General features: G+C 66.9%; 12 protein-coding genes. 7 read left to right on the top strand and 5 right to left on the bottom strand.

The features are described 5' to 3' along the window. Positions 1-38: 38 nt before the first annotated feature. The gene (locus F5X71_RS17670) at positions 39-923 is read right to left on the bottom strand and encodes an SGNH/GDSL hydrolase family protein (protein WP_167463015.1); all 885 of its coding nucleotides are present in this window, start codon (positions 921-923) and stop codon (positions 39-41) included. Between the two features lie 120 nt (positions 924-1043). Between F5X71_RS17670 and F5X71_RS17665 the strand changes: the two genes are divergently transcribed. The 3 genes from F5X71_RS17665 (at position 1044) to F5X71_RS17655 (ending at position 2397) form a co-directional block, all read left to right on the top strand. Then, a complete protein-coding gene (locus tag F5X71_RS17665; protein WP_167463014.1) occupies positions 1044-1706 on the top strand; it encodes a hypothetical protein in 663 nt (220 codons plus the stop codon). Next, positions 1703-2086, top strand: coding sequence for a hypothetical protein (locus F5X71_RS17660; RefSeq protein WP_167463013.1), 384 nt, complete (start codon positions 1703-1705; stop codon positions 2084-2086). Before F5X71_RS17665 ends, F5X71_RS17660 begins: the two co-directional genes overlap by 4 nt. 125 nt (positions 2087-2211) lie before the next feature. Continuing rightward, positions 2212-2397, top strand: a complete 186-nt coding sequence (locus F5X71_RS17655) for a hypothetical protein (RefSeq protein ID WP_167463012.1) — start codon at positions 2212-2214, stop codon at positions 2395-2397. A 276-nt stretch (positions 2398-2673) separates the two neighbouring features. Here the strand turns inward: F5X71_RS17655 and F5X71_RS17650 are convergent, their stop codons facing one another. The 3 genes from F5X71_RS17650 to F5X71_RS17640 form a co-directional block, all read right to left on the bottom strand. Then, entirely contained in the window at positions 2674-3303 is a 630-nt protein-coding gene (locus tag F5X71_RS17650) for a YczE/YyaS/YitT family protein (RefSeq protein WP_167463011.1), read from the bottom strand. A gap of 1069 nt (positions 3304-4372) precedes the next feature. Continuing rightward, entirely contained in the window at positions 4373-4711 is a 339-nt protein-coding gene (locus F5X71_RS17645) for an ArsR/SmtB family transcription factor (RefSeq protein WP_167463010.1), read from the bottom strand. Beyond that, the gene (locus F5X71_RS17640) at positions 4708-5187 is read right to left on the bottom strand and encodes an SRPBCC family protein (RefSeq protein ID WP_238815951.1); all 480 of its coding nucleotides are present in this window, start codon (positions 5185-5187) and stop codon (positions 4708-4710) included. The genes F5X71_RS17645 and F5X71_RS17640 overlap by 4 nt, the downstream gene beginning before the upstream one ends. A gap of 187 nt (positions 5188-5374) precedes the next feature. On the opposite strand from F5X71_RS17640, the gene F5X71_RS17635 reads away from it, so the two are divergent. The 4 genes from F5X71_RS17635 (at position 5375) to F5X71_RS17620 (ending at position 11160) form a co-directional block, all read left to right on the top strand. Next, positions 5375-7579 carry a serine/threonine-protein kinase gene (locus F5X71_RS17635; RefSeq protein ID WP_238815950.1) on the top strand — a complete coding sequence of 735 codons (2205 nt, stop codon included), beginning with the start codon at positions 5375-5377 and terminating at the stop codon, positions 7577-7579. 331 nt (positions 7580-7910) lie between these two features. Continuing rightward, on the top strand, positions 7911-8627 hold the full coding sequence (locus F5X71_RS17630; RefSeq protein WP_167463007.1) for a metal-dependent hydrolase: 717 nt from the start codon (positions 7911-7913) through the stop codon (positions 8625-8627). A 337-nt stretch (positions 8628-8964) separates the two neighbouring features. Beyond that, positions 8965-9861, top strand: a complete 897-nt coding sequence (locus F5X71_RS17625; RefSeq protein WP_238815949.1) for an SMP-30/gluconolactonase/LRE family protein — start codon at positions 8965-8967, stop codon at positions 9859-9861. A gap of 45 nt (positions 9862-9906) precedes the next feature. Further along, on the top strand, positions 9907-11160 hold the full coding sequence (locus F5X71_RS17620; protein ID WP_167463005.1) for a lipase family alpha/beta hydrolase: 1254 nt from the start codon (positions 9907-9909) through the stop codon (positions 11158-11160). 58 nt (positions 11161-11218) lie between these two features. Here F5X71_RS17620 and F5X71_RS17615 read toward each other — a convergent pair whose 3' ends face one another. Further along, complete coding sequence (locus F5X71_RS17615; RefSeq protein ID WP_203218316.1) at positions 11219-12313, bottom strand: hypothetical protein; 1095 nt, start codon at positions 12311-12313, stop codon at positions 11219-11221. Between the last annotated feature and the right edge of the window lie 5 nt (positions 12314-12318).

Raw genomic sequence — 12318 nt, 5'->3', positions numbered from 1 at the left:
TAAGTGTCTCTACGTTCCTGGGGCGGATATCGAGCCGCTCACTCGGCCAACGCGGCCAGCACACTGCGCGCCTGATGGTCGGCGCCGAGCTGATTCGGATGGAACGGCACCGCGGGCCCCAGTGGATCGGACGAGAACGGCACCAATCCCTCCACCCAGCGCACACCGGGCGGCTGGCAGGCATCATGACCACCACTGGTGCGGTAGGTGTCCACGAACTCGATCCGCGTCGCCCGCGCCACCCGCGCCAACATCGCGTTCAACTCGATCAGCTTGCGCCCCAACCAATCCGCGTCAGCATCCGAGATCGGCACCAGCGGAAAACACCCCGCACCGGTGCGCACCCCCTGGAAGTAGTCCAGCAGCAGAATCCGCGCCCGCGGCGACCGCGCCCGAATCCCGGTCACCACGTCCGTCACCCTGCGCTCGGCCGCCTCGATATTCACCGACATCTGATCGACCCCGCCCGACACCAGCGAATCCAGGCACGGCGACACCGCCGGGTCCGAGGTCAGACAGGTCTGCACCGTCGCCGCCAACCCCGCGTCGTTACCGCCGATCTCGAGCGTCACCAGATCCGTCGACGCGCTCAGCCGATCGAACTGCGGGGGATTGACCCCCAGCGGGAGACGCTGCGGCGCCGTCATATTCGCCGTCGTCGCCGCACCACACGTCGCGTCCCGGAACACCGGAACCGCCAGCGCCGCCGCCACCTGTTTGGCGTAGTTGCCCCGACTCTGCCCACACGCCAACGGCACGAACTCATCCGTCGGCTGACTCAACGACGCGTCCGCCGCCCACGAATCACCCAGCGCCACATACTCACCGAACGCCGGCGCCGCCGACGCGACCGGCACGCCACCCCACGCCGACACCGTTCCCAGCGCCACACCCACCGACAGCACTCGCGACAATCCGCGCACCATGTCTCCTGACACCCCGACCCGATTCCCACAACCGGACAATTGTCCAGCACAGCGGAAACCTAGCATCCGGCCATCTATCCGCAATCTCCCGGAGCCCCAGCGCTATACGATGCGACCATGTCACCGCGCCGCTTCCGCCCGACGGCAGCACTCCTAGCGCTCCTGATCGCCGCGACCACCACCGGCTGCATCGGCGCCGTCGACCGCGCCGACTTCGAACGCACCCTGCGCACCCGCGGTGGCGGGCTCGTCTCCGCTCTGCCCGCCGCCGCCTTCGACGCACTGCACCGGCGTCTCGGCGTCGACGACATCCAAGCCTCGGTCATCCTGTTCACCACCCCCGACTCCAGCCAGGCCCGGCTCACCCTGATCGACCAACCACCCCAGCTCAGTCGCTACTTCAGCGACCATCACGACCTGGTGGGACAAGACACCGCCGTACGCCTGCGCATCCGCGTTCCCAGCCGTCCTGACCAACAAGACGACTACACCTACATCGACGGCGCCCTGCACGGACCCGAGCCCGTCCACGTCTCCGTGCGCGCCGACCTCGACCGCGAATCCTTCGCCGTCCGAGACGTTTCCGGCCTGAACGCGCTCGAACAGATCGTCGACACCGCACTCGACCGAACCGACGTCGAGCACGGCTACGTCTCGGCCATCGTGGTCAACCGCATCGGCACCGAGATCATCATCACCGTCAACGTCGCCTCGGCCCGCACCACCATGATCGCCCAATTCGACCAAGCCGGAAACATGCTCCGAATGCGACAGGCATGAACGACCACGCCGCCCGACCACCACGCCGCACCCCGAAACTCCTGGCCACCCTCGCCGCCGTCCTCGCGGGCACCGCCATCCTGGGATGCGTACTGCCCATTGCCATCTGGCCCGGCGAAGCGAAACTCACCGCCCCCTTGTTCTGCGCCGAACCCTACAACGAACCGATCGTCGTCTCCGACACCTACCACGACGCCGAAGGCCAGAGCACCAACTACTCCCTCTACTGCGTCGGCGACCGGGGGCAGTACACCGAAGTCGGCTTCCTTCGTCCCTGGCTCGCACTCTGGGGCCTCCACGGTGCTCTCGTAATCGTGGTACTCGGCGTGGCACGGCTGTCCCGGTGGAGGCCTGGGCGGGTTGTTGACGAGGTTGGGTAGCCCGCTGGAACCCAGGTCCGGCCTTCACATGACCGTGGATCGCTCAGAGGACCTCAGGCCGCAGTGAACCGATGCGGCACCGTGCACCGGCCGGACGACTCGCCTTCCCGTACGGGCATCGCTGGATGCTCTTGCTGCCGCCGCGATGGCCCTTGCTCACCGTCTTCGGCATCGGAGCGATGATCGTCGACGAACGGGCCCTCACCGGCCTGCCGATGTGGGGCAAGGTGGTGAAGTTCGCGCTTTCCACGCCGATCCATGGTGACGTCGATCTTCGGTGGCTACGAGGGCGCGCTCACGCGATGCTGTGACGATTCCGAGTAACTGTAGAGGTCAGAGCCGCGAAGGCAGGCCCATATCGTCACAGTGACAATTCTTGAGGCAGTGGGGAAGTGGCGCGATAGTGGCGGGGGAGTCGGGTCCGCGCCCGGCTCGACCACCGACGGGATACTTCGACACGCTGACCGTGGCAGACATCCGCAAGACCGCGTGGTCGCCCGCCGAACCGGCGGCCGACCAATTGGGTGACGAGCGGATCGAATCCGGCCCGGAGCGTGGACCGTTCAATCCTGACTGGGTGAGCGCATTCAGGCTGCGATGGCCGGGGCCGGTTGCGGTTTGGGATGTGGGTCGAACCCCGGGAGGAACCGGGAGGCCGTGGGGATCAAGAGTTGGATCAGGGGACCGATGCCGAAGGCGTAGACGAGGGTGCCGACGCCCACGCTGCCGCCGAGGATCCAGCCGGTTACCAGGACGGTGACTTCGATGGTGGTGCGCACCTTCCAGACCGAGATGCCCGTCCGCCCGACCAGTCCAGTCATCAGTCCATCACGCGGACCAGGCCCCATGCCGGCGCCGATGTACAGGACCGTCGCGACCGCGTTCAAGAACACCGCGGCACCCATGGCGGCCGCTCGCGCCGGAATCGACTCCCAAGCCGGAAGCAACCAGAGCCCCGCATCGACGGACACCGCGATCACCAGCACATTGCTCACCGTGCCCAGGCCAGGCCACTGCCGCAACGGAATCCAGGCCAAGAGCACCACGATTCCGGTCACCGCCGTCACCGCGCCGAAGCTGAGCGGTACATGACCCGCCACGCCCTGATGGAACACATCCCACGGGTCCAATCCGAGCCCGGCCCGCACCATCACCGCCATCGAGAACCCGTACAACCACAGCCCGACATACAACGCAACCAACCGACGAATCAACACCGACCCAGGATCGCCGACAACTGGCCATCCAGAACAGAGCCAATCAAGAACTGCTGGACTGGCAATAGACAGCCAATGAGGAAACCTCGACCATCCACGCCGTCGAGCGAATAGCCCGACAGCCTCGCCCAAAGTTCGCAGCGCATAGCGCCTTTCAAGCCCAGGGGGGACGGCCAGGTCCCGGTCGTTTGATCAGGAGGAACTGGTGGCGGGAGCCTCTCGGCCGATGCCGCCACCAGTTCCTCCTGATCAGGCGACCATCTTCCAGCGTGCCGCGGGAGGGCTCCAGGAGGTCTTCGACTTCCTCGATCGACGCCCGCCCGGCGGTCGCGCGCACGTCGACGCTCAGGGGGTTGAGGAGCATCCGGGAGTCACGCTAAGCCGACGGGGTGAATCTTGGTGTTGTGCTGGCGATTTCATGTCGGCGTGACTGATGAGGGTTCGTCCGGTTATGGGCGTTTCGGTGTGCTGTCCCGCGTGGAGCTGGAGCGGTTCTGCTATCCGATGCTCCGCTGAGGCGAACCGATAGGTACCCGCGAGAAGTTCGGACTCAGAGTCATTGGCCCGCAAGGTGATAGGTCACTCACCTACCTTCAAAACGTCACAGTGACGTTTTGAAGGTAGGTGGGTGGACCAAGGGGAGGAGCCGTGGGTATCCCAATCTAGGCCCGATCCAATACTTTACGACCAATCCGCCAAGCCGCCGGAATATTTCCACAGGCCATGAATCACTCAGGGGACATTCAAGCCGCAACGAACCGACACAAAGACGCAGAGCCCACGAGGAAATCCCGAGCCATCGGGCCGACGCCGGAGAGCCGTCACACGAAACACCGTATGCACCAGCGACATACGGTCGCCAAAGCACCCCTTCCTGCGCCTGCGTTCTTGTGCCGATAATCAACATTATGTCAAGTAACTGACTGCCCTATGCAGCCGAACGCCTGACCACCTCGCCTACCCGTCGCCGAGGGTGTTGGTGGTCCACCCAGTTGGCCAGGCCGTCGATCGTGGTCAGCGCGGCGTAGACGTCGGTCGAGGATTCGATCCCGACCCGGTCGAGCATTTGTCAGTTGTCCTTGTCGCGTTGGATCGCTTCGGCGATCTTCTTGATGCGCCGCAGTCGCGCGTCCCATGCGGAACCGACCGCTTCGAGTTGAGCGACGGCGCGCGCCAATTGGGCGTCGTCGACGCGGTACCGGTGTTCGCGACCGGACGGCGTGCCGTGCACCAGGCCGACGCGGTCGAGCACGCTGAGATGGCGGGCGATCGCCTGCCTGGTCACGGGTAGGTGCGCGCTCAACGAGGTGGCGGTTCCGGCGCCCTCGGCGAGCAGCAGGTCGAGCATGCGGCGCCGGGTCGGGTCCCCTATCGCGGACCACAGCTCGTCGTCGACCGCGGCGCTCATCGGGCCGCACCCACCTTCGCGGCATACTCGGCCAGGTCGGGCAGGTGCCGGTTCCAGCCGGCAATGTGGTCGTTGTACGCCTGCTCCAGTTCGGCGATCCCCCAACCCCGTTCCCGGAAACCCACCTCGGTCATCCGCAGGGTCGTTCCCGTTCCGGACGGGGTCAGCTCGAAGGTGACGAACAGCGAGTTGCCACTGTCGGCGGGTTCGTCGGCCGGATGGCCCCAGCGAAAGGAGAACAGCTCGGGCGGGCGGGCGTCGACGACGGTCAGCGGGGCGATGAAGGCATCCGGTCCGTCGCGGTCTCCCCACACCAATTCGCCGACCGCGCCGGGTGCTGGAGCGAGCGAAGCGTCGTCGGACCACCACTCGCGCAGGTGCTCCGGACTGCTGACGACCTCGTAGACCACCTCCGGGGCGGCGTCGATGTACAGGGACCGTTCGATGCGTCCGTACTCCATCTCCAAGCCTTTCAATATGCAACATTATGTTGCACGTTACGGTAGGCCACCATCGGTCGATGCGCAATAGTTTGTTGCATGAGGCCGCGGTGGCGGATAATTCGAAGGTCCCGACCGAGGTGATCGTTTAAGCTCGGTGAGGGGCTCGGGAAGCCATTTCGATCGGGTGGGCCACATGGAAACGCACTATGGTGGCGACCGGGTGACAGCGACGCAAAGCGCGTTGACGCAACTGGTCGTCGGATTCGACAGCGCTTGGGAGGGCGCCGACGAACCGCCGGACCTGGCCGCACACCTGCCGGCCGAGGCCGCACTTCGCCGATCCGCCCTCATCGAACTGATCAAGGTCGACCTCCAGCACCGCTGGCGCGTCTCCGGCATCGGCAAACGCCTCGCGGACTACCGGGCCCAGTTCCCCGAACTCGACACAGCCCCGCTGCCACCGGACCTCATCTACGAGGAGATCACCGCGCGCAGCCGCGGCGGCGACGACCTCGACCTCACCGAATACGAACACGACTTCGCCACGCAGATGGCGCAGATCGCCGAACGCCTCGACACCGGCGAGAACTTCCGCACCACGCTGCTCGCCGACGCCACCACCGCCAACGCACTCGACACCATCGCGCCCGGCGCGACCATCGGCGACTTCGACCTGCTCATCGGGCTCGGACAGGGCGCGTTCGCGCGCGTCTTCCTCGCAAGGCAGCGATCGATGCAACGCCTTGTCGCCGTGAAGATCTCCCGCGACCGCGGCAGCGAACCGCAGACCCTCGCCCAACTCGACCACGAACACATCGTGCGCGTGTTCGACCAGCAGCAGATCACCGAACAGCACCTCAAGCTGATGTACATGCAGTACGTGCCGGGCGGCACCCTGCTCGGCGTGCTGCGACTGCTCCGCACGACACCGATCGACAAGCGCACCGGACAACTGCTGCTCGACGCGGTCGACACCGCGGTCAGCGCGGGCGGCGTCCTCACGCCCCAACCGTCCACCACCCGCACCGAGATCGCGAACCTCACCTGGCCCGAGGCCGTCGCCTGGCTCGGCCGCAGGCTCGCCACCGCACTGGATTACGCCAACCGCGCCGGGGTGCTGCACCGCGACATCAAACCCGCCAACGTGCTGCTCACCGTCGAAGGTCAACCCAAGCTCGCCGACTTCAATATCAGCTTCAGCACCCACATTCCGGGCGCGAGTCCCGTGGCGTACTTCGGTGGTTCGCTGGCGTACATGTCGCCCGAACAGCTCGAGGCCTGTCACCCGACGCTGCCCACCACCGCCGCCGATCTGGACACCCGCAGCGACCTCTACGCCCTCGCGGTGGTCCTGTGGGAGCTCCTGACCGGACGACTCCCCTTCGCCGACGAGATCGGCATCGGCGAATCCGACACCTCACTGACCCGGATGATCGAGCTGCGTAGGCGGCCGATCGACGAGCACCGCAACGGCACACCCGCCGACTGCCCGCAGATCCTGCGCCACGCGCTGCTCACCTGCCTCTCCCCGGACCGCGAGGACCGCTACCGCACCGGCGCCGAACTAGCCGAGCAACTGAACCTAGCCCTGGACCGCACCGCCCGCGACCTCATCGACCCGCCATCGCACAGCCTGCGCGGGCGGTTGCGGATGCGTCCGATGCCGGTCGTCACGCTGTCCAGCGCGCTCGGTCAACTGCTCGGCGGCATGTACCTCGCCGGACACAACACCCAGCTGCTCGACCTCGAACTCAGCGTCGACGGGCGCACCGAGCTCACCCGGCTCGCGTTGATCACCGCCGCCATCGGCTACCCGATCGGCATCGGGCTACTGCTGTACTGGTGCCGGTTGGTCTTCCTCGTGCCCGAAGGCCTGCGCCGCGGCAAACGCTACGACGACAAGACCCTGGCCAAAGCGCGCGCGGACACCCTCGCCTGTAGCGACCGCATCGCCACCGTCGCGTTCACGGGGTGGGTGCTCGCGCTCGGGGTCTTCCTGGTCAAGCTCCAGCAGATCGGCGACCTCTCCCCCGGGCTGCTGATCAACCTGATCGCCTCACACCTGGTCGCGGCCGCCGTCGCGGTGGTGTACACCTACTTCCCGGTGACCTTCTTCGTACTCCGTTGGTACTACCCCGGTTTGGTCGCCGCGGGCCACGGGTTCCCCGGCGAGGCGGTGCAGCTGCATCGGCTGGCGCGGCGTAGCCGGATCTACCTCGGCATCGCCGCCTCCGTGCCGCTATTCGGGGTGGCCGCGGGCGTGGCGTTCCTCGATCCGACCCAGCAGCAGACGGTGATCGCCTCGATCGTCGCGCTGTGCGTATGCGGGCTGTTCGCGTTCGTGGGCGCACTGCGGGTGTTCTACACCCTGGAGTCGGATCTGCATGCGCTACACCGGATCGTGGATCCCTTCGCTCGACCGTGAGAGGTGCAGGTCTCCCCTGCCCGTGCAGTCTTTTATGGAGAGCGTTCGAGATGTCGGATCGGCAAGGTAGAGATTTATATGCATATATGCGCACAGGAGCGTACCGGCATGGGATTTAAAGACGACCTCAAAGGATCGCTGCGCGTGCGCCTTTCGCTTGTTCTTCCGTCATATGAGACACCCACCCTAGCCCCTCCGATGCGCACGACCTGCGCCCACACCCCCTTCCGCCTGAGGCGAACCCCACCTCCCCCAGCTGGATGTTCTTGGCTACCAAGATCACTGAACCGGCATTCGCCGAATACTCGTGAGGTGAACTAACGTTCAATCGGTGCTTGGACATTCTCATGCGACCAGTGGCGCTTTGGCCTGGTCGGCGGCGGCAGCGACGCTGCCCGTCGCGATCTTGACCTACCCCGCGATTCAAGGCGCCACCGGACATCTCGGCCCCGTCGATCTGTTGCTCGGCACGTTTCTCACGGCCGGCGCCGCCCTGCTGCCGGACGCCGACCACCCGAACGGAACGATCGCGCATGTGCTCGGCCCGCTCTCCTATTCGCTCTGCAAGATCATCTCGTGGGTGTCGGGCGGACATCGCCACGCCACGCATTCCCTGGCCTTCGTAGCCGCGGTGACCTACGGGACGTGGGCAGGCGAGCACTGGATCGGTCGCTGGTTCACCCTGGGGCTGGTGTTCTTCCTGCTGGCCTTGGCCGTGCGCGCGCTGCATCTCTGCCCGCCCGGCGACGGCTTCTCCGCGTGGGGCACCGTCGTCGTGCTCGCCGTGGCCGGGACATTCGCGATGGACCACTGGATCGCCGACAAACCCGTCTGGCTGCCGTTCTGCGTCGGCCTCGGCGCCCTCACCCACCTGCTCGGCGACTGCCTCACCGACCGCGGCTGCCGCCTGTTCTGGCCGTTCAAGCTGCGTACCAGCCTGCCCGTCATCGAGCGCACCGGAAACAAGCTGGAGACGTGGATCCTGTCCCCGCTCTTCGTGGTCGGCACCATGGCGGTGCTCTGGTACGCGATCACGCACCAGCCGTAGCGGTCGTCTGGAGAGTGTGCCCCTGTCGTCTAGGCAGTTCTTTTGATCGTGCGCACTCTCCTACCGCAGGATTTGTAAATACGGACTCTCATAGTTAAATGCGCATATCTACGTATGGACATGTTAATTCAATAGTCAATCGACTGAGGCCTTGTACAGTGTTCGACCGAACGTGGCCCCTCCTGCCGATTCCCGAATCCACCAGGTAGCCCCTACCCCGGCGCTACCCTGAGACGTGCTCGCATCCACGATGACTCCGCAACGCTGGACCCCTCCCCCCGCTCCGCGGCGAGCGCGCGAAACCCGTAGCACCCCACCGCTTCCCACGGTCCGCCGATTGGAGCTGCCCGCGGCCGGTCCGGAGGACGTGGTGCGCGCGCCGGACGGACGAATACTCGCCGGAACGGGGGACGGCGCGATCCACAGCATCGACCCGGTGACCGGCGACGTCCGGTTGCTCGTGCACACCGGTGGACGACCGCTCGGCCTGCACGCCGACCCAGAGGGCACCGTGTTGATCTGCGATTTCGAACGCGGACTGTTGGAACTACGGCCGGACGGCACGCTCGAGGTACTGGTCGACGAGTTCGAGGGCGCGCCACTCCCCTTCGCCAGCAACGTCGTTCGCGACCCGGACGGCACCATCTACTTCTCCTCGTCGAGCAGTCGGTTTCCGCTCGATCAGTACATGGGCGACCTGATGGAGCATTCCGGGACGGGTCGACTGTTCCGGCGTGATCCGTCCGGCAAGGTCGACGTCCTGCTCGACGGGCTGCATTTCGCGAACGGGGTGGTGCTCGCACCCGACAGGTCGTGCGTGGTGGTCGCTGAGACCGGCGGTTACCGGCTGACGCGGCACTGGCTGACCGGGCCGAAAGCGGGCACCCGAGATCTGCTGATCGAGAATCTGCCCGGCTTCCCGGACAATCTCGGCCTCGGCAGCGACGGGCTGATCTGGATCACGCTGCCCGCCGCGCGTAACCCGATCCTGGACCGGCTGCTGCCGCTGCCCGGCATTCTGCGCCGCATCGCGTGGCTGCTGCCGGACCGGTTGCAGCCCAAGCCGGCGAAGACGATCTGGGTGCTTGCGATCGACTTCGCCGGCAATGTGGTGCACGACCTGCAGACCGAGGGCACGAACTTCGCGATGGTGACCGGTGTGGTCGAGCACGAGGGCACGCTGTATCTGGGCAGCCTCACCGAGTCCGCGGTGGGCGTGACGCGGGTGCCGTAGCCGCTTCACTGCGACGATTTCAGTGCACGACCGTACACTGAAATCATGAGTGAGCAGACGGCGCAGCGACAGGCCGAGGTGCGTGCCCTCGCCCGGTTGGCGGGCGATGAGCTCGGCGGCGCGGTCGCGGGGGTCGCGGCGGTGCATCGAGCGATCGCGGGCCGGGTGTTCGCGACGGTGCGGCTGGGGGTCGGTCCGGCCGTCGAGCCGGTCGCGGTGCTCCACGATGCGATCGCCGATGGGGTGTATCGGATCGTGCGTGGTTCGGCGGTGGCGGCGGGCAGGCTGGCCGAGCGGACGGCGGATCTGCCCGGCGCGCAGCCGCCGTCGCGCACAGTGTTCGGGGCGGGATTCCTCGGGGCGCTACAGGGATTCATCGGTGACGACCTGGAACAGTCCCGACCGATCCTCGCCGGGCCGATGACGTTGCGGGTGGACGGGCAGCCGGTGGCGCCCGAGCGGATCGGCCAGTCTGTGACAAGGCCGAGTTCCCATGTGGTGGTGTTCCTGCACGGGCTGGTGGAGACCGAGCACGCGTGGCGGTTGGGCGGACGGACGAGCTACGCCGAGGGAATCGAGCAGGATCTCGGGTACAGCACGCTGCAGGTCCGCTACAACAGTGGCCTGCACATCTCGGAGAACGCGCGGCAGCTGAGCGAGTTGCTGGGGCGGGTGGTGGCGCATTGGCCGGTGCGGATCGAGCAGGTGTCGCTGGTGGGGCATTCGATGGGTGGGCTGGTCGCGCGCGGGGCGTGTTTCGACGCGAGTGAGTCCGGGCAGGCGTGGGTGCGGCGGGTGCGACATCTGGTCTGTCTCGGTTCGCCGCATCTCGGGGCGCCGTTGGAGCAGTTGGCGCATGTCGGGTCCGCGGCGTTGGTGCGGGTGCCGGAGACGCGCCCGTTCGGGCGGTTGCTGCGGCGGCGGAGTGCGGGGATCCGCGATCTGCGACAGGGTTCGCTGGTCGACGCGGATTGGCGTGATGTCGATACCGACACGTTGCGGCGCAGAGCGATTCAGGAGGTCCCGCTGCTGGAGGGGGCGGCGCACTACTTCGTGACCGCGTGCGTGACGTGTCGGTATCGACATCCGCTGGGGCGGATCATCGGCGACGGCCTGGTGCTCACGACCAGTGCGGCGGGGCGCAACCGGACGCGGCGGATCGGTTTCGACGACGCGAACGGGTTGCACGTTCCGGCGGCCAATCATTTCTCCCTGCTCAACCACTACGCGGTGTACGAGAGTCTGGTCCGCTGGTTGAGCACGGCGCCGGAATGCGCGGTCGAGGAGGCGCTGAGCTGACCACGATAGGTCGGCACGGCATGCCGTTACGCACACCGTGCCGACATCGCGGTTGCCGCTAGAGCAGGTGCTCGGGGTCGGAGTCGGCTTCGATGCGTACGTCGGCGGCGAAGAGGGCTTCGACGTCGTCCTCGTCCTCGGCGTGGGCCGCATAGAGCAGCAGACAGCCGCGGATGCCGTCGAGCAGGTCTTCGAGCAGGTCGAGGGCGGGGCGGGCGGGGTCGAGGCGGCTGATCCGGAAGCTCGCGAGCATGGCTTCGCGGGTGTCGGCGTCGACCTCGAAGGTACGGGCCTGTTCCTCGATCTCGGCGACCCGGCCGACGACCGCCCACGGCGCGGGGACGCGGCCTTCGTGCACGGCCATCGCCTCGGCGATGAGGTCGACCACGACCTCGGTGGGGCTCTCCCCCGCGTCGAGACGCTCGAGCACCAGGGTGGGGGTCTCGACCTGGAGTGCCTCGATGTCGTCGGCCTCGACGACGACATCGGTGGCGGGTACGCCTGCCATCTCGCCCGCGACTTCGGCGGCGGCGAGCAGCCAGTGTGCGGCGGCCACGGCGGCGGAGGCGGGGTCGAGTTCGGTGAACAGCTCGATGGAACCGAGCGGGTCGGCGCGCAGCAGGTCGTCGGCGGCCTGCACCTGGGCTGGGGAGACGTCGGGGCGGGACAGTTCGACGGCTTGGCGGGCGCGGCCGGAGAGGTCACCGCGTTCGGCGGATTCGATGGCGGCCTGTTCGGCGCTGACTTCGGCGGCGATGGTGTCGCGCAGGACCGGGTCGTCGATGTCGTGCAGGGTGCGACCGACGCGGTGCGCGGATTCGACGACGCCGCTGTAGGAGACGACGAGCCCTTCCGCGGAGGGCAGGTTGGGGTTGCGCAGGCCTGCTTCGACCTCTTTGAAGTTGCGGCGTTCTTCGGCGCGGCGCCAGGCTTCGCTGTTGGGGATGTCGGGGTCGCCTGCCGCGCTGGCGGGGTGGGTGTAGGTGCGCCAGTGGAACCGGGACAGCGTGGTCAGGTTCGACGCCAGATTGGTTGCCTGATCGTGGGTCACCTGCCTGGACAGCACGGCTACCGTCTGCGCGAGGTCGCCGCGTCCGGTCGCCCAGGTGGCGACTAGTACGTTGCGGTCGGCGTCGAATGCGTATCGGGTCACCCGGC

This window comes from Nocardia brasiliensis, assembly GCF_011801125.1.
GTDB classification, from domain to species: Bacteria; Actinomycetota; Actinomycetes; order Mycobacteriales; family Mycobacteriaceae; genus Nocardia; species Nocardia brasiliensis_C.
Note: the sequence above shows the minus strand (reverse complement) of the source record. Positions and strands in the feature narration are given on the sequence as shown.

Bases quoted from the DNA above. Each gene is read 5' to 3' on its own strand.
- F5X71_RS17620 (WP_167463005.1), top strand. From the start codon at position 9,907: ATGAGTGAGCAGACGGCGCAGCGACAGGCCGAGGTGCGTGCCCTCGCC.
- F5X71_RS17665 (WP_167463014.1), top strand. From the start codon at position 1,044: ATGTCACCGCGCCGCTTCCGCCCGACGGCAGCACTCCTAGCGCTCCTG.
- F5X71_RS17655 (WP_167463012.1), top strand. From the start codon at position 2,212: ATGCTCTTGCTGCCGCCGCGATGGCCCTTGCTCACCGTCTTCGGCATC.
- F5X71_RS17645 (WP_167463010.1), bottom strand. From the start codon at position 4,711: ATGAGCGCCGCGGTCGACGACGAGCTGTGGTCCGCGATAGGGGACCCG.
- F5X71_RS17660 (WP_167463013.1), top strand. From the start codon at position 1,703: ATGAACGACCACGCCGCCCGACCACCACGCCGCACCCCGAAACTCCTG.